This is a genomic window from Candidatus Binataceae bacterium, assembly GCA_035650475.1.
Taxonomy (GTDB): Bacteria; Desulfobacterota; Binatia; order Binatales; family Binataceae; genus JAKAVN01.
In genome coordinates, this window is sequence record DASRHP010000010.1 from 167850 (window position 1) to 185223 (window position 17374).

General features: G+C 65.2%; 16 protein-coding genes. 8 read left to right on the forward strand and 8 right to left on the reverse strand.

Annotated elements, in window-relative coordinates; all coding sequences use genetic code 11:
* Positions 1-161 precede the first annotated feature (161 nt).
* From dnaJ to VFB33_10935, 4 genes are all read right to left on the reverse strand, one after another.
* Complete coding sequence (gene dnaJ, locus VFB33_10920) at positions 162-1292, reverse strand: molecular chaperone DnaJ (protein HZO82193.1); 1131 nt, start codon at positions 1290-1292, stop codon at positions 162-164.
* Positions 1293-1399: 107 nt separating this feature from the next.
* Positions 1400-3325, reverse strand: coding sequence for a molecular chaperone DnaK (gene dnaK, locus VFB33_10925; protein HZO82194.1), 1926 nt, complete (start codon positions 3323-3325; stop codon positions 1400-1402).
* Positions 3326-3363: 38 nt separating this feature from the next.
* Positions 3364-4062: a nucleotide exchange factor GrpE gene (gene grpE / locus VFB33_10930; protein HZO82195.1), complete on the reverse strand. Its 699-nt coding sequence runs from the start codon at positions 4060-4062 to the stop codon at positions 3364-3366.
* Positions 4063-4176: 114 nt separating this feature from the next.
* Positions 4177-4494, reverse strand: coding sequence for a hypothetical protein (locus VFB33_10935; protein HZO82196.1), 318 nt, complete (start codon positions 4492-4494; stop codon positions 4177-4179).
* A gap of 72 nt (positions 4495-4566) precedes the next feature.
* Between VFB33_10935 and VFB33_10940 the strand changes: the two genes are divergently transcribed.
* The 3 genes from VFB33_10940 to VFB33_10950 all read left to right on the forward strand — a co-directional run bounded on the left by VFB33_10940 (position 4567) and on the right by VFB33_10950 (position 7546).
* Entirely contained in the window at positions 4567-5742 is a 1176-nt protein-coding gene (locus tag VFB33_10940; protein ID HZO82197.1) for a thiolase family protein, read from the forward strand.
* A gap of 25 nt (positions 5743-5767) precedes the next feature.
* Positions 5768-6190 carry an OB-fold domain-containing protein gene (locus VFB33_10945; GenBank protein ID HZO82198.1) on the forward strand — a complete coding sequence of 141 codons (423 nt, stop codon included), beginning with the start codon at positions 5768-5770 and terminating at the stop codon, positions 6188-6190.
* 84 nt (positions 6191-6274) lie between these two features.
* Entirely contained in the window at positions 6275-7546 is a 1272-nt protein-coding gene (locus VFB33_10950; GenBank protein HZO82199.1) for a CoA transferase, read from the forward strand.
* A gap of 100 nt (positions 7547-7646) precedes the next feature.
* Here VFB33_10950 and VFB33_10955 read toward each other — a convergent pair whose 3' ends face one another.
* A complete protein-coding gene (locus VFB33_10955; protein HZO82200.1) occupies positions 7647-8306 on the reverse strand; it encodes a DUF1329 domain-containing protein in 660 nt (219 codons plus the stop codon).
* A 189-nt stretch (positions 8307-8495) separates the two neighbouring features.
* On the opposite strand from VFB33_10955, the gene VFB33_10960 reads away from it, so the two are divergent.
* A complete protein-coding gene (locus VFB33_10960; protein HZO82201.1) occupies positions 8496-9164 on the forward strand; it encodes a cupin domain-containing protein in 669 nt (222 codons plus the stop codon).
* Between the two features lie 28 nt (positions 9165-9192).
* Here the strand turns inward: VFB33_10960 and fsa are convergent, their stop codons facing one another.
* Genes fsa through VFB33_10975 form a run of 3 tightly spaced genes read right to left on the reverse strand, consistent with a single transcriptional unit; the run spans position 9193 to position 11572 of the window.
* The gene (fsa, locus tag VFB33_10965) at positions 9193-9843 is read right to left on the reverse strand and encodes a fructose-6-phosphate aldolase (GenBank protein HZO82202.1); all 651 of its coding nucleotides are present in this window, start codon (positions 9841-9843) and stop codon (positions 9193-9195) included.
* A complete protein-coding gene (gene folK, locus VFB33_10970; protein ID HZO82203.1) occupies positions 9840-10397 on the reverse strand; it encodes a 2-amino-4-hydroxy-6-hydroxymethyldihydropteridine diphosphokinase in 558 nt (185 codons plus the stop codon). Before folK ends, fsa begins: the two co-directional genes overlap by 4 nt.
* Positions 10398-10405: 8 nt before the next feature.
* Positions 10406-11572: an LL-diaminopimelate aminotransferase gene (locus tag VFB33_10975; protein HZO82204.1), complete on the reverse strand. Its 1167-nt coding sequence runs from the start codon at positions 11570-11572 to the stop codon at positions 10406-10408.
* Between the two features lie 466 nt (positions 11573-12038).
* Here VFB33_10975 and VFB33_10980 point away from each other — a divergent pair, with 466 nt between their 5' ends.
* Genes VFB33_10980 through VFB33_10995 form a run of 4 tightly spaced genes read left to right on the forward strand, consistent with a single transcriptional unit; the run spans position 12039 to position 17364 of the window.
* Positions 12039-12563: a cytochrome c3 family protein gene (locus tag VFB33_10980; protein HZO82205.1), complete on the forward strand. Its 525-nt coding sequence runs from the start codon at positions 12039-12041 to the stop codon at positions 12561-12563.
* 20 nt (positions 12564-12583) lie between these two features.
* The gene (locus VFB33_10985; GenBank protein ID HZO82206.1) at positions 12584-15499 is read left to right on the forward strand and encodes a molybdopterin-dependent oxidoreductase; all 2916 of its coding nucleotides are present in this window, start codon (positions 12584-12586) and stop codon (positions 15497-15499) included.
* Complete coding sequence (gene nrfD / locus VFB33_10990; GenBank protein HZO82207.1) at positions 15500-16858, forward strand: NrfD/PsrC family molybdoenzyme membrane anchor subunit; 1359 nt, start codon at positions 15500-15502, stop codon at positions 16856-16858. It begins immediately after the preceding gene.
* Positions 16855-17364 carry a DUF3341 domain-containing protein gene (locus VFB33_10995; protein HZO82208.1) on the forward strand — a complete coding sequence of 170 codons (510 nt, stop codon included), beginning with the start codon at positions 16855-16857 and terminating at the stop codon, positions 17362-17364. Before nrfD ends, VFB33_10995 begins: the two co-directional genes overlap by 4 nt.
* Positions 17365-17374: the final 10 nt, after the last annotated feature.

Consider the following 17374-nt stretch of genomic DNA (forward strand, 5'->3'; position numbering starts at 1 on the left):
GACCTTTGATCAATTTTGCATGCTCGGGCCGGAACCACAGGACAATTCGGTCCCGTCTCTTAGCGGCCCGACAGCTTCAGCCTGTGAAATTCCCAAAAAACGAGAGCGCCGATTCTTCGTCGGCGCTCGGGTTGGGCTAGGTCGGCGGCACGCGAAGATCGTTACCCGAACATCTCCTTGAGCTTGTCTACGAAGCCCTTGGAGAGTGGATGGTTGACGGCCTCGCCGTCGATGCGCGCGAACTCCTCAAGCAGCTCGCGCTGGCGCGGGGTCAGCCGCCGCGGAGTCTCGATCACCACGCGCACGAGCTGGTCGCCGCGGCCGTAGCCGTGGAGGTCCGGGAAGCCCTTGCCCTTGAGCCGGAAGACCTTGCCCGACTGCGTGCCGGCCTGGATTTTCAGCTTGACCTTGCCGTCAAGCGTGGGGACCTCGATCTCGGTACCGAGCGCGGCCTGCGGAAAGCTGACCGGAACCTCGATAATGACGTCGTTTTCCTGGCGCACGAAGAGCGGATGCTCTTTGACGTGGACCACGACGTAGAGGTCGCCCGCCAGCCCGCCGGCCCATCCTGCCTCGCCCTCGCCGCGCAGCTTGAGCCGCGAGCCATTGTCTACCCCGGGCGGAATCCGCACCGAGAGCGATTCCTGGCGGCGCACCCGTCCCTGCCCCTGACACTTGGGACAGGGATCGGCGATGATCATTCCCTCGCCGCGACAATTGCCACAGGTGGTCGCAATTGAAAAGAATCCCTGTTGGGTGCGGACCTGGCCCGTTCCACGGCAGTTGGGGCAGGTGCGCACGCCTTCGCTGCCGCCGCCCCGCGCGCGCGTCCCGCGGCAGGCGTCGCAGGTCGCCAGGCGCTGGAATTTGATGACCTTCTCGGTGCCGCGCGCCGCCTCCTCGAACTCGATCTCGAGGTCGTAGCGCAGGTCGTCGCCGCGCCGCGAGCGCGAGCGGGTGCGTCCGCGCCCGGTGCCGAAGAAGTCGCCGAAGATGTCGGAGAAGACTTCCTCGAAGCCCTGGGTGAACTCGAAGCCGAAGCCGCCGCCTTGCGGACCCTGGAAGGCGGCGTGGCCGTAGCGGTCGTACTGCGCGCGCCGCTCGGGATCGGAGAGCACTTGGTAGGCCTCGTTGATCTCCTTGAAGCGCTCCTCGGCGGCCTTGTCGCCCGGATTACGGTCGGGATGGTACTGGATGGCGAGGCGGCGGTAGGCTTTTTTGAATTCCTCCTCGCTGGCGCCGCGCGCCACGCCGAGGACTTCGTAGTAGTCGCGTTTGGAGGCGGGAGGCATTGGCGCGATTTTAAACCAGGGCGCGGGCAAAAGTAAGCGGACCGCGAACGTTGCGGTTAATCCGGGCGCTCGCGGTCCGCATCAGGGCCATTCTGCTCGGTCACGCCCTACTTCACTTCCTTGAAGTCGGCATCGACCACGTCTTCCTTCTTTTCTTCGCCACGCGCCGTCGCGCCCTCGGCCCCGTGGCCGTCAGCGCCCGCCTGGGCGCCGCCCGCCGCACCCTGACGGGTCTTGCTGTACATCACCTCCGCCAGCTTGTGCGACGCGTTGACCAGCGCCTCGGTGGCGCGGTTGATCTCGTCGAGATCCTTGGATTCGATTTTGCTCTTGGCCGCCGCGAGCGCGTCCTCGACCGACTTGCGCGAGCCCTCGTCCAGCGCGCCACCGTGCTCCTTGAGCGTTTTCTCGGTGGTGTAAACAAGGTTGTCCAGCTTGTTGCGCGCCTCGGCGAGCTGGCGGCGCTGATGGTCGTCAGCCGCGTGCTGCTCGGCCTCGCTCACCATCCGCTTGATCTCCTCCTCGGTCAGGCCCGAGGAGGCGGTGATCCGAATCGACTGCTCCTTGTTGGTGCCGAGATCCTTGGCGTGGACGTTGACGATGCCGTTGGCGTCGATGTCGAAGGTGACCTCGATCTGCGGCAGGCCGCGCGGCGCCGGCGGAATCCCGATCAGGTCGAACTGGCCGAGCAACTTGTTGTCGGCCGCCATCTCGCGCTCGCCCTGGAAGACCCGGATCGTAACCGCAGTCTGGTTGTCCTGGGCGGTCGAGAAGATCTGGCTCTTGCGGGTTGGAATCGTGGTGTTCTTCTCAATGAGCTTGGTGAACACGCCGCCCAGCGTCTCGATCCCCAGCGACAGCGGGGTAACGTCGAGCAGCAGAACGTCCTTGACCTCGCCCTTGAGCACGCCGCCCTGAATCGCCGCGCCCACTGCGACCACTTCGTCCGGGTTGACCCCCTTATGGCCTTCCTTGCCGAAGAGCTTGCGCACGCGCTCCTGCACCGCCGGCATCCGGGTCATCCCGCCCACCAGCACGACCTCGTTGATGTCGCTGGGGCGCAGGCCCGCGTCCTTGAGCGCGGTGATGCAGGGCTGTTCGAGCCGGTCGAGCAGGTCGGCGCACAGCGCCTCGAGCTTGGCCCGGGTCAGCTTGATGTTGAGATGCTTGGGGCCGGACTGGTCGGCGGTGATGAAGGGCAGGTTGATGTCGGTCTCCATCACTGTGGAGAGCTCCATCTTGGCCTTCTCGGCGGCCTCCTTGAGCCGCTGCAGCGCCATCCGGTCCTTGCGCAGGTCGATCCCCTGGTCCTTGCGGAACTCGTCGGCGAGATAGTCGATGACACGCTGATCGAAGTCCTCGCCACCGAGGAAGGTGTCGCCGTTGGTCGCCTTGACTTCGAAGACACCGTCGCCGATCTCGAGGATCGAGATGTCGAAAGTGCCGCCGCCGAGGTCGAAGACCGCGATCTTCTCGTCCTTCTTCTTGTCCAGCCCGTAGGCGAGCGACGCCGCCGTGGGCTCGTTGATGATGCGCAGGACGTTGAGGCCGGCGATCCGCCCGGCGTCCTTGGTCGCCTGGCGCTGGCTGTCGTTGAAGTAGGCCGGGACGGTAATGACCGCCTCGGTGACCTTCTCACCAAGGTAGTCCTCTGCGGTCTGCTTCATCTTCTGAAGGATGAAGGCCGAAATCTCGGGTGGGCTGTACTTCTTGCCGCGAATCTCGACCCACGCCGCGCCGTCGTCGTTGCGCACCACCTTGTAGGGCAGCACTTTGAGCGCCTTCTGGACCTCGGCGTCCTCGTACCGCCGCCCCATCAGACGCTTTATCGCGAAGACCGTGTTAGTCGGGTTCGTGATTGCCTGGCGGCGGGCGATTTGCCCTACCAGCCGCTCACCCGCATCCGTAAAGGCGACGACCGAAGGCGTGGTCCGGCTGCCCTCAGAATTGGCGATGACTACGGGGTCGCCACCCTCCATCACGGCCACGCAGCTGTTGGTCGTGCCGAGATCGATTCCGATTACTTTTGCCATGGTTTCAGGAAACCTCTAATTCTCCAGATAATCATTATTTATTGGCTTTCAACGCTGCCGTCTCCGCCTTCGCCATCTTTTTGCTCCCCTGAGCCGTCGCTGCGCCCCTTTGCCACCACCACCCGCGCCGGACGCAGAACGCGCTCGCCGATTTGGTAGCCGCGGTGGAACTCGCGGATGACCGTGTTGGGCGCGTACTGGTCGCTCTCGATGTGGTCGGCCGCCTCGTGGAATTGTGGGTTGAAGGGTTGACCGACCGCCTCCTGCGGCGTGACGCCGTGGCGGCGCAGAAGGTCGAGCAGCGAGCGAAGCACCATCTCGACTCCCTCTACGATCGGCTTGCCGTTGCCGCCGCCGCGCGCCGCGTCCACCGCGCGTTCGAGGTTATCGATTATGGGTAACAGCTCGCGCAAGAGGTTCTCGCGCTGAAGCCGGATGTTCTCCTCGCTCTGCTGGCGGATGCGCTTGCGGGCGTTTTCGCCGTCAGCCAGCGCGCGAAGGTACTTGTCTTTGAGCTCAGCGATTTCGCGCTCCTTTTCGGCAACTTGAGCGCGCAGGGCCTCAAGCTCGGAGTTGGGTGCGGCCTTCGCGGCGCCGTCGCCGCCCGCTTGCCCTCTGGGGTCGGCAGCGCCTTCAATCGCAGCCTGTTCCTCGCCGAGCCCCTGCGACTCGGAGGCTCCGGGGTCGGAAGCGCCCGCGGTGGGGACGCGATGCTTGTCATCTTTAGTTTTGCTCATCGATCGGAAATGCACAGCTTCGAAATACCTTCCACTTAAGATAAGCACGATTTCCTCGCCCGCCAGCATCATGGCCGGCTTTTCTCAGGATCCCCGAAACTGTGCCCCCATTCGCTAGCCCACCGCGCGAAGACGGCGCGGATTGCCCGCCATTATCGACTCGATCTGTTCGGTGGACGCGCTGAGCGACCTCAGCCGCGGGATGATGTTTTCGTAGATGTGCGAGTAACGTCCGCCGTAGGCCTTGTGACAGATCTTTATCGCGACCTTGGCCGACAGCAGGATCTGGTCCGCAAAACCAGCGTTGAGCAGCTCGACGATGCAGCGCACCTCCTCTTTGTCGGTCGAGTAGCCCAATCCGGTAGACAGGGTTGCCGAACAACTCCTCGTGCCCGCGCTGGTCGAACGGGGCTGCGGGTGCTCGATCCGCAAATCTAGCCGGCGCAAGGTCGTGGACGGCGAGGAGGAGAGTTTTGTAGGCTCGCGAAGGAACGGGTCGGGCCGATGCAGGGTTGGCAATTCAAAGACAGTGCCGCTATCGCCGGCGTCGGCAATTCCGCCTACGGCCGCAGACTCAACCGCAGCGCGATCGACCTCGCCGCCGAGGCCATCCGCGCCGCGCTCGCCGACGCCGGCATGGGCCGCGACGATCTCGACGGCCTGATTGTCACTTTCGGCTCGCCGATCGGCGCCGACGCCGACACGCTGGCGCAGGTGATGGGGCTAAGGCTGCGCGCCTACAACCAGACCTGGGCGCACGGCCGCTTCACCGCGAGCGCCGTGCAGTGGGCGGCGATGATGGTGGCGGCGGGGTTAGCCAACGCGGTCGCCTGTCTGGCTGCGGTTAGCTTCTCCGCGATGCGCCGGCCGATGATGGGCGGCGGCGGCGACCGCGAAGGCGCACGCGAGGCCGGCGGCGGCCACGGCGAGGACCCGGTCTATGGGATGACCTCGCCGGGTGCGGGCGCCGCGCTGGTCGCCCGCCGCTACTTCGAGCGCTACGGGGCGAGCAGCCGCGAGCTCGCCGCCGTGGCCGTCGCGATGCGCCGACACGCCGTGATGAACCCGGCCGCGATCATGCGCGAGCCGATCACCGCCGACGACCATCAGCGCTCGCGTTTGGTGTGCGAGCCGCTCCACCTGCTCGACTACTGCCTTATCAACGACGGCGCCGCCTGCGTGATCGTGACCAGCGCCGAGCGCGCGCGCGACCTGCGCAAGCCGCCAGTTTATATCGGCGGGATGCAGGCGCTGCCCGCCGGCCATCACGAGTTCATCTGGGCCTACCCGGGCTTCGGCGTCGGCCAGCAGGAAGTCTTCGACTACGCGGCGGGTGAGCAGCCGGTGTACCGGATGGCGGGAATTTCGCAGCGCGATGTCGACGTATTGTTCACCTACGACGCATTTTCGATCCTGGTCTGGATGGCGCTCGAGCGGTGGGGCTTCTGCAAGCCCGGCGAAGCGGCAGCCTTCACCCAGGGCGGGCAAATCGAAGTCGGCGGTGCGCTACCGATCAACACCAACGGCGGACTGCTTTCCGAGGCCCACATCATGGGCTGGAACCATCAGGTCGAAGCGGTACGCCAGCTACGCGGCGAATGCGGGGAGCGCCAGGTCAAGGACGCCAAAGTCGCGCAGTGGGCCAACGTATATGGCGACTCGTTGATCTACCATCGCTAGGCGCGTCCCGCACTGAGGAAGATCGATGGCGCAATACCCGAAGCCGCTGCCCGCCGTGACCCCGCTCAACGCGCCGTTTTGGGAGGGTCTTAAGCGGCGCGAGCTGCGGCTCCAGCGATGCGACGGATGCAGCCGGATGTGGTATCCGCCGGGGCCGCTGTGTCCGTACTGCTGGTCGGACAAGTTCACGTGGAGGCGGCTTTGCGGGCGCGGGCGAGTGAACTCCTGGGTCGTTTTCCATCAGGCCTACTTCAAGAGCTTCGAGGCCGAGCTGCCCTACAACGTCGCCGAGGTCGAGCTTGAAGAGGGGCCGCGGCTGCTCACCAACCTGGTCGGCGTGCGCAACGAGGAGATCCGGGCTGGGATGGCGGTCGAGGTCGTCTTCGAGGACGCGACCGAGGAAATCACGCTCGCCAAGTTCAAACCCGCCGCCGCTGATCGCAATTAGCAGGTTTTACAGCGTCGGCCGGTTTTTGTAATCTGGCGGCAACCAGCCTGTGCGCTGCGGCCATACGGATGGAGGACTCGCCAGATGCCGAACAATCCGCGGATGCTCGAAGGTTACCGGGTGCTCGACTTCACCCAGTTCGTCGCCGGCCCCACCTGCACGCGCGTGCTGGGCGAGATGGGTGCCGAGGTGATCAAGGTCGAGCTGGCCCCGGCCGGCGACCGCGTGCGCGCCGGCGGGCTCAAGCCGTTGACTCCCGAGTACAAGGACTCCAGCCAGAGCACCTATTACCTCCAGCATAACCACAGCAAGCTCAGCTTCGCCGTGGACATGAACAAGCCCGGCGCCCGCGAGCTCATCTACGCACTGATCCCGAAGATCGACGTCGTGGTGGAGAACTACGCGCCCGGGATTATCAAGAAGATGGGCTTCGGCTACGAGGAGCTGCGCAAGCTCAACCCGCGGATCATCATGTGCTCGATCTCGGCGCTCGGGCAGAGCGGCCCGCTCTCGCACAAGGTCGGCTACGACTACATGGGCCAGGCCTACGCTGCAGTCACCGACGGCATCGGCGAGGCCGACCGCGCGCCGGCGGTGGTGACGATGGCGATCGGCGACGTCTCGACCGGGATGTCGGCGGCGATGGCGGTGGGCTTCGCCCTACTGCATCGCGAGCGCACCGGCGAGGGCCAGTACCTCGACGCGTCGATCCTCGACACCTACTTCCACATGCACGAGGCGAACGTGCCGATGGTTTCGCTGCGCGGCAACAAATATCGCCCGACGCGCAACGGCTCGCAGCATCCGGGCGGCGGTCCCACCGGAATTTTCCACTACCGCGACGGCCAGTACATTTATCTCGCCGTGATGCCGCATCAGTGGCCGCAGCTGGTGCGCGCGATGGGGATGCCTGAGCTGGCCAGCGACCCGCGCTTTCGCAGCGCGCGCGGCCGGCGCGACAACAACGACGCGCTCAAGGATATTATCGAGAACTGGCTCGCCACCTTCCCCAGCCGCGACGACGCGCTCGCCGCGCTCGACAAGGAGCGCGTGGCCTGCGCGCCCGTGCTCACGCTCAACGAGGCGATGGAGCATCCGCATCTGCGCGCGCGCAAGACCGTGCGCCGGGTCAGGGACCGGTTCCTCGGGGACGTGGATATCCCGGGCCTGCCGGTGAAGTTCTCGGCGTGGCCCGACAAACTCGACGTGCGCGCGGCGCTGCTCGGTGAGGACAACGAGCGCGTGCTGCGCGAGCTGCTTGGGATGGACGACAGCCGCATCCGCGAGCTCTACGCGCAGGGCGTGCTGGTGCGCGACCCGGTGCTCGAGGCGCAGCCGCAGATCCAGGCCTCGTAGACGAACGAAGCGGGAATTGAAAATGAAGCGGGCGGCCGTGCGGCCGCCCGCTTTTCTTTCGAGGGCGTGCGGCTGGCTCGGGCCGCGGGCCGCTGCGCGCTCAACGCATTATCTGCATCAGGCCGCCCGGCGTCGCGTACTTGCTGAAGTTGTGATACTCCGAGGGCGCGTCGCTGTTAAACACCGCTTCGTGGCCGTATTTGTCCATGCTCGAAAAGCAGGTTTCGTGATCATTCTGGATGTCGATGCCGCATCCGCTGTAGGAATTGGTAACTACTTTTCCGATCTCCGGCACGCTAACCACATGCGCCCCCGGGCCCATGAAGATTTTCCACAGCTTCATGTTGGCGCCATAGACTTCCTCCCAGATCGCGTACCAGAATGCGTTGTCGACATACATGATCCGGCTCCCATAGCAGTAGCCCGGTCGCTCTGAGGGTGCTCGTCGGACATCGATTACGTTGACATCGCGCAATTCCCACTTGCCCCAGGCGGGCGTCGGCAGGCCCAATTGCAGGATTTTTCTCTGGCCGAGGAATTTTGCGTCAAACAGCGCGAGGCCGCCGTTGAAACCGGTGGTCTTGTAGTCGTCCTGCACGAAGTCGCTGCCGACCACCGGCGCGCATCGTGCGGTCACCGACAGCCGCAACGAGCGACGCAGCGGGGGCACGAAGACGTAGCTGTCCTGCGGAAGCTCGTTGTTGCGATGGAAGACGATCAGATTGGCCGTGTACTTGGACTGCTCAGGCTCCTCGACCATCAGCGCTTCCGTAAACCATGCGTCGCCAGCTCGCGGATCGTCGCGCGGCACTCCCGGGTAGGTGTTATAGCGCTCCTGGCGATAGACAACGGCGTTTGACAGTGCAGACGTGGCGGAGCTACATCGCCGATCAGCCGCGCGCGGTATCAGGTGATCGAGCGCTGGTCGCGCGCGCGGAAGGAGGACGCCATGGCCGACGGTCCGCGCTCGCAACTCATCCAGGTCACCGATATCCCGTGGCAGCAGGCGCTGCCGGGCGTGCGGCAGAAGCCGCTATGGTCTGATCCGGGGACCAAGCGGCGCGCCGTGCTGAGCCGCTTCGAGCCGGGCGCGCACCTGCCGATGCATCGCCACGTCGGCGACGAGATCCTCTACGTGATCGAGGGCTCGATCGCCGACCGGTCCGGCACGATCACCGCGGGCAACCTCGGCTACCGCCCCGACGGCTGCGTGCACGACGTCAGTAGCAAAAACGGCGCGACGGTGCTGGCCGTGATCACGGGCGGCGTCGAGCCGGCCAAAGAGCTTGGCGGCGCGCCGCGCTCACAGATAATCGCGCTCAGCGAGCTCGAGTGGCACGACGCGCTTCCCGGCGTGCGTCAGAAGCGCATCTGGGAGGACAAGACGACCAGACGCAGCGCCGTGCTCGCGCGGTTCGAACCGGGCGCCCAGATCCCGCGCCATCGCCACAGCGGCGAGGAGCTGCTCTACGTCATCGAGGGCTCGCACGCCGACGAGAGCGCCGAGGTAACGGTCGGCAACATGAGCCTGCGGCCGACCGGATGCACGCATGCGGTGAGCTCGCACAATGGCGCGATCACACTCGCGTTTTTGTGGGGGCCGATCGAGCTAGTCTAGCGGCCAAGCGCCGCCGCCACCAAGGGCGTCAGATCTTCTGCTTGGTGGCGCGCCAGTCGGCGAGGAACTTTTCCAGTCCGCTGTCGGTCAGCGGATGATGCAGCATCTGCTTCATCACGTTGAACGGGATGGTGGCGACGTGGGCGCCGCTTTCGGCCGCGCGCAGCAGGTGGGTCGGATTGCGGATCGACGCGACCAGCACCTGGGTCGGGTAGGCGTAGTTGTGCAGGATGCGCACGAGCTGCTCGACCATCCCGATCCCGTCGTGCCCGATGTCGTCGAGGCGGCCGACGAAGGGCGAGACGTAGGTCGCGCCGCACTTGGCCGCAGCCAGTCCCTGGAGCGGGCTGAAGGCGAGCGTCACGTTGACCTTGATGCCGCGCTTGCTCAGCGCGCGCGTGGCCTTTAGGCCTTCGACGATAAGCGGGCACTTGACCACGATGTTGGGATGCAGGCGGGCGAGGCGCTCGCCCTCTTCGAGCATCGCGGCGGCCTCGGTGGCGACCACCTCGGCACTGACCGGACCGTCCACCGCGTCGCAGATCTCGCGCAGGACGTCGGCGTAGGGCCGCCCGGTCTTGGCGATCAGGCTGGGATTGGTGGTGGCGCCGTCAACCAGCCCCCAGGAGACGGCCTCGCGGATCTCGTTGATGTCGGCGGTATCGATAAAGAATTTCATCGCGAGGCTACCCCTCCCCCTACGGCGGACGGCGGCCGCAGCAGATCCGCCCGCGCCAACGTGACCCGGTACGGCGACTTGAGCGCGGCGAGCAGCTCCGAAATCGAGGCGTTGAGCTTCGGATGAATGAGCGCCGGCGCCAGTTCACTCATCGGCGCCAGCACGAAGCGCCTCTCGTGCAGGCGCGGATGCGGCACCTTGAGCGTCCGGGTGTCGATAATCTCGTTGTCGAAAAAGAGCAAGTCAAGATCCATGATGCGCGGGCGGTACTTGCCGCGGGCCGGCTTGCGTCCGCGCACCCGCTTGCGCCCCATGATTCGTTCGATCGCCAGCAGCCGGCGCATCAGCGCGTCCGGGCCCAGCTCGGTCTCGACCTCGACCACGCCGTTGAGGAACGGCCCCTTAAGCTCGCCCACCGGCTCGGTTTCATAAATCGACGACTGGCGCACGACCCGAGTGCCGGGCAGTGTCCCGATGCGTTGGACCGCCTCGCGGTAATTGGCCGCCCTGTCGCCGAGATTCGTTCCTATTCCGATGAAAGCCCGATGGGGCATCCTCTGAGCTAGAGCCGCAGCGTCTGGATTCTTTGCACCGCCTCGTTGAGCCGCTCGCTGGACACCGTCAGTGAGAAGCGAACGAATCCTTCACCGCCCTTGCCGAATCCTGAGCCTGGAGTGATCACCACGCCGGTTTCCTTGAGCACGCGCTCGGCGAACGAGGCCGAAGTGTAGCCCCTGGGAACCGCGGCCCAGACGTAGAAAGTAGCGCGCGGCCGCTCGCATTCCAGCCCCAGGCGCTGGAGCGCGCCGACCATCAGGTCGCGCCGTTGCTGATAAATTGCGCAATACCGCTGCAGCGTCTCTTCGCCGCCCTCGAGTCCCGCGATCGCCGCCTCCTGCACCGCCTGGAAGACGCCCGAGTCGATGTTGGTCTTGACCTTGCCCAGCGCCGCGATCAGCTCGGCGTTGCCGACCGCGAACCCAACGCGCCATCCAGTCATCGAGTAGGTCTTCGACAGCGAATGGAATTCGATCGCGCACTCGCGCGCGCCGTCCACTTCGAGCACGCTGGGCGCGCGGTAGCCGTCGAAGGCGATCTCGGAGTAGGCGAAGTCGTGGGCGAGGATGATGTTGTGCTTGAGGCAGAAGTTGACCGCGTCTTGCAAAAAGGCGCGCTCGGCGGTCGCCGCGGTTGGATTGTTCGGATAGTTGAGCCACATCAGCTTGGCCCGCCGTGCGACCTCGGCCGGAATCGCGCCGAGATCGGGCAGGAAGCCGTTGGGCCTGCGCAGGGTCATGAAGTACGGCTCGCCGCCGTTGAACACGCATCCCGAGTAATAGACCGGATAGCCGGGATCGGGGATGAGCACGATGTCGCCCGGATCGACGACCGCGGTGGGGAAGTTGGCGATTCCTTCCTTGGAGCCGATGAGTGCGCAAGCCTCGCGCCGCGGGTCGAGCGCGACCTCGAAGCGTCGCCGGTACCATTCGGTGGCCGCCGCGCGGAAGCGCTCGAGCCCTTCGTAATCGGGATAGCGATGGTTGACGGGTTCGGCAGCGGCCTGCTGCAGGCGCGCGACGATATGGGCGGGCGTCGGTAAATCGGGGTCGCCGATGCCCAGGCTAATTACGTCGACACCTTTTTGCTGGACCTCTTTTTTCAGCCGGTCGAGTTCGGCGAACAGATATGGCGGCAGCAGTCCAAGTCTGGCGGCGGGCTTAATCTGCACCTTGTTGGCTAGATCTCCAGTCTCTTGACTGTACCGGTAATTACCACACTTTGCCCAGCGCTCAAATATCGTCTTCCGCGCCTGCCCACAGGCGCCGGGCGCGGGCTGTGGGGAAGCGGGGCGCACGGCGAAGCGCAGCGCGTCGGGCCGCCCGGCACGGGCGAAGTTTGCCAACCCAGAGCGATGCGAAGCTTCCAAAAGCGCCCGCCTTAAGGGAGAACGAAAATTCTTCCGCGGCCATTACTTTCTCTTGATGAACACCAAGCGCAATGTTAGTTCTCTTGGCGTTTGTAGTTTGGAAACCCCGGTTCGTCTGGCGCCTGCGAGGTGAGGAGCGAAGCGCGCGCGAGCCGGTTGATTTCGCGTGCGAAGGCTGCTTAGTTGGCACGCGCCGCGCCGGTACGTAGGCGGCTGCGGCAGCGCTGGGCTGCGTCAGAGCCTCGGAGAACGCTGAACCGGATTTGAAATGAACCTCAATCTCAACCGCACCTTGCTCACGCTGTCGCTGCTGATGTTCGTCGGCGGGCTCAGCGTGATCGCTTTTTCCCAGCGGCCGTGGGCGCCGCGCTACGACGTCGACCAGCCGATCCCGTTCAGCCACCGCATCCACGCCGGCGTCAACAAGATCCCCTGCCAGTACTGCCATGAGTACGCGCGGCGCTCGCAGACCTCGGGCGCGCCGCCCGTCCAGCGCTGCGTGGGATGCCACGGCAGCCAGAAGACTGGCGGCCTGCTGCCGGTAACTCGGCCGTGGACCGACGATACCCAGCCGTCGTTTGAGATTCGCTGGAACCGGGTCTATACCCTGCCCGATTTCGTGCGTTTCACCCATCGCCCGCATATCAACGCCGGGCTGGCCTGCCAGACCTGTCACGGCCCGGTGGAGACGATGGATCGAGTGCAGCCGGTGCACGAGATCAACATGGGCTTCTGCATCGACTGCCACACCAAGCGCGGAGCCACCCAGGACTGCTACGTCTGCCATCACTGAGCGAGAAGGGACCATCCACAATGTCAGAGGGTTTGTCCAGGCGGTCGTTTATCAAGCTGGCCGCCACCGCCGGCGCGGCGGCGGCTATTCCGGGCTGCGAGCCGGCCGCCCGCCAGCTGATTCCCTACGTCGTCCCTGACGAAAACGTCATCCCGGGCGTCCCGTCCTTCTACGCCACGGTATGCAATGAATGCCCTGCGGGTTGCGGCGTGGTGGCGCGCGTGCGCGAGGGCCGGGCAATCAAGCTGGAGGGCAACCCGGCCGATCCCATCAGCCAGGGTTCGATCTGTGCGCGTGGCCAGGCCGCGCTCCAGGGCCTCTACAATCCCGACCGGCTGGCGCGACCGGAGCGCCGCGCCGAGGGCGGGACGTTCCAGACGCTCAACTGGGAGGAGGCGCTCAAGCAATTCAACGACCGGCTCGCCGCCGCCGCCAAGGCCGGCAGGAACCGGGTCGCCCTGATAGCCGCGCCGCTGGGGCCGACCCAGACCAAGATCGCGAAGATGTGGCTGGCCGCCTATGGTTCGGAGCGGATGGTGACCTACGAGCGGGTCGGCGGCGAGCACGCCGCGCGCGCTGCCGCCAAGGCCTGCTTCGGGCGCGACGAGCTGCCAATTTACAGGATCGACCAGGCGCAGGCGCTGCTCTCGTTCGACGCCGATTTTCTCGGCACCTGGGGCTCGCCCGTCGAGTACCATCGTCAGTACGCGGCCTTCCGCACGCCCAGGCGCCGGCGCGGACAACTGACGCTGGCGCGCGCGACCTACGTCGGCCCGCGGATGAGCATGACCGCGGCCAAGTGCGACGAATGGGTGGCCGCGGCTCCCGGCAGTGAGGCCGCCATCGCGCTAAGCGTGCTCAACGTGCTGGTCAAGCAGGGGTGGGTGTCGCACGACTCGGGTGTTGACCTCGACGCGCTGCGCCAGTTCGTCGCCGACTACGACCCCGCCACCGTCGCGCAGAAAACCGGCGTGCCGGCTGAGGCGATTACCCGGATGGGCGAGTCGTTCGGCCAGGCTGAGAGCGCGGTGGCGCTCGCCGGCACCGACGATCCAGCGCTGCATACCGCGGTCTTCATCCTCAACGCTGTCACCGGCAACATCGGCAAGACCGTAGTCTTTGCTGAAGGCGCACCTGCGCCCGCGGCCAGTTCGCCCGAGGAAGTCGAGGCGCTGATCAAGGCGATGGCGGGCGGCGAGATTGACGCGCTTGTGATCGCCGGCGGCAATCCGGCATTCTCGATGCCGGCGGCGCTGAAATTCCAGGAAGCGCTAAAGAAGGTCGGCTTCGTGGCTTGGCTGGGCGACATGCCCGACGAGACCGCCGCGCTGGCCCATCTGCGCCTGCCCACCGACCATCCGCTCGAGACCTGGCGCGATACGCAGCCACGCGCAGGTATCCATGGATTGGGCCAGCCGGTGATGGCGCGCGTGTTCGATACCCGCCCGTTGGGCGATATCCTGCTCGCGTCGGCGCACGCCGGCGGCGCAAGCTCCCAGCAAGTGCCATGGGAGAACACGGCCGACGCGGTGAACGCCACCTGGCAGGATCTCGCCAAGGCGAGCGGTGCAGCCAACTTCCCTGAGTTCTGGGAGAAGACGCTGCGCGATGGTGGCCTGTTCGCCGAGGCCAAGCCTTCAGCGGTCACGCTGGACAAGGCGGTCTTCCAGGCCAAGCCGCAGGTGGCGGCGGCGGGCGGGTTGGTGCTGGCGGCCTTTCCGCACATGTTTTTCTACGACGGTCGCGGGGCCAACAAGCCGTGGCTCCAGGAAATTCCGGAGCCGGTCGCGCAGTTCGTCTGGGACGCGTGGGTGCAGATCCATCCGGAAACCGCGCGCAACCTGGGCGTTTCGCAGAACGGGATGGTCGAGTTGAGCACGGCGGCGGGAGCGATTGCGCTGCCCGCCTATGTCTCGGAGCACGTTCGCCCGGGCGTGCTGGCAGTGCCCACCGGCCAAGGACACACAGCTTACGGGCGTTATGCCAACGGCAAGGGCGCCAACGCGTGGGCGCTGCTGGCGGGATGGGAGAAGAGCGCGACGGTGAAGGCGCGACCCACCGGCGACGTGCGCAAGCTGATCTCGCCCCTGTACAGCGCGGACCAGATGGAGCGCGGAATCGTTCAGACCGTCAGCATCGACGACCTCGCCAAGGGTGTCGTGCCGGCATCCGACGAACCCAAGCCGCCGCAGCCCTATGAGTTCTACGCGCCGTTTGAATACCCCAAACACAAGTGGGGGATGACGATCGACGTCAACGCGTGTACCGGATGCAGCGCCTGTGTGGCGGCTTGCTACGCCGAAAACAATCTGTACGTCGCGGGCAAGGACGCCATCGAGCGCGGGCGCATCATGTCGTGGATCCGCGTCGAGCGCTACTTTCCCAAGGAGCAGGGCGAGGGGCCGTTGATGTACGTTACGCCGATGCTCTGCCAGCAGTGCGACCGTGCGCCCTGTGAGCCCGTGTGTCCGGTGTTTGCCTCGGCGCATACCAACGAGGGGCTCAACCAGCAGATCTACAACCGCTGCGTCGGCACCCGCTACTGCAACAATAACTGCCCTTACAAGGTGCGCCGCTTCAACTGGTTCGCGCCGGAGTGGGACGAGCCGCTCAATCTGCAGCTCAACCCCGACGTCTCGGTGCGCGGCGCGGGCGTGATGGAAAAGTGCTCGTTCTGCATTCAGCGCATCACGCACGCCGAGATCACCGCGCTCATCGAGAAGCGTCCGGTGCGCGATGGCGAGATTCAACCGGCGTGCGTGCAGGCCTGCCCGTCCAAGGCGATGACTTTCGGCGACGAGAACGATCCGCAGAGCGCGATGATGCGCCGGCGGGTCGATAACAATCTGCGCAGATACGTGGTCTTCGAGGATCTCAACGTCGGTCCCAACGTGGTCTATCTGCGCGACATCTACCAGGGGAAAGGAAAAGCGTGAGTGGCTGCCGCAGTCGACATTAATCTGGAGCCGACCTACGCCGACATCGATCGCAGCGTGCGCGCGATCATGGCGCCGCCGGGCTACAAGTACTGGATCTGGGTCGGCTTCCTCTCGGCCCTCGTGGCGCTCGCGATAGCGCTATGGACCCGCCAGATCTACGAAGGCTTGGGCGTCACTGGGATGGGGAACCCGACGATGTGGGCGGTGTATATCACCAACTTCGTCTTCTGGGTCGGTATTGCTCACTCGGGCACGCTGATCTCGGCGATCCTTTACCTGTTCCGCACTCGCTGGCGCACCGCGGTCTACCGCGCGGCCGAGACCATGACAATTTTCGCGGTGGCCACCGCCGGGCTGTTTCCGATCATCCATCTTGGCCGGCCCTGGTTCTTCTACTGGCTGGCGCCGTATCCCAACGAGCGCTATCTCCAGCCCGACTTCCGCTCGCCGCTGGTGTGGGACTTCTTCGCGATCAGCACCTACTTCACGATCAGCGCCTGCTTCTGGTTCACCGGCCTGATCCCCGACGTCGCCAACGCGCGCGACGTCGCCACGGGCTGGCGCAAGACCCTTTACAAGATCCTGGCGATTGGGTGGCAGGGGACCGACCGCCAGTGGCGCAACTTCTCGATGGCGTACCTGCTGATGGCAGGGTTGGCCACCCCGCTGGTGCTCTCGGTGCACAGCGTGGTCAGCTGGGACTTTGCGATGGCGCAGCTGCCGGGCTGGCACAGCACCATCTTCGCCCCCTACTTCGTTGCCGGCGCGATCTTTTCAGGAGTGGCGCTGGTCATCACGCTGCTCATCCCGATGCGCTGGATCATGGGAATCGAGGATCTGATTACGCCGTGGCATCTTGACAATCTGGCCAAGGTCGTCCTGCTCACCTCGCTCATCATCAGCTACTCCTATGGCGTCGAGTCGTTCATTGCGTGGTACAGCCACGATCCGATCGAGATGGCAACCTTCCACATGCGCTATTTTGGGCCCTGGGGATGGATGTTCTGGGTGATGGTGTTCTGTAACTGCGTCGCGCCGCTCGCCCTGTTCTCGCCGCGTGTGCGTACCACTCCGATTCCGCTCTTCATCGTCACCATCTTCGTCAATATCGGGATGTGGTTTGAGCGCTTCGTGATCATCGCGGGCTCGCTTGCGACCAACTTCGAGCCCAGCACCTGGCGGTTTTGGCACCCCTCCTTCACCGAGATAATGATCACGGTGGGCGCCTTTGCGTGGTTCCTGTTGTTGTTCTCGCTGTTCGCGCGTTTCATGCCGATCATCTCGATGACGGAGCTCAAGGAGGGCATTACCTGGCTCAAGCAGGCGCTGCGCCTGGGGTATGCGAAAGCGGCATGAACGGAGAAATCGAACTGGTAGGAGCCTTCGCCGATGAGGAGCAGCTCGTGCACTGCATCGGGCAGCTCCGGCAGACGCGCGCGCGCTTTCGGGTCTTCTCACCGATCCCGAGCGAGAAGATCAACGAGGCGATCTACGAGCGCCCGAGCTTCGTGCGCTGGTGGGTTCTGCTCGGCGGCATCAGCGGCGCGATTAGCGCCTTCGCCCTGACCATCGGCACTTCGCTGGAGTGGAACCTGGTTGCCGGCGGCAAACCGATTGCCTCGCTTCCGCCTTACATCATCATCGCCTTCGAGATGATGGTGCTGTTCGGCGGGCTGTCGGCGCTCGGCGGCTGGATTCTGCTCTCCAACCTGCCGTCCTTCGAACCGTTTGCTGGTTACCGCGAGCGCTTTTCGGGCGACGAGTTCGGCCTAGTGGTGCGCTGCGCCGAGGCCGACGCGGCGCGGATGGAGTCGATGCTGCGCGAGGCCGGCGCGCAGGAGATCAGCCGCGAGGCGGCCTGACGCAAACCTG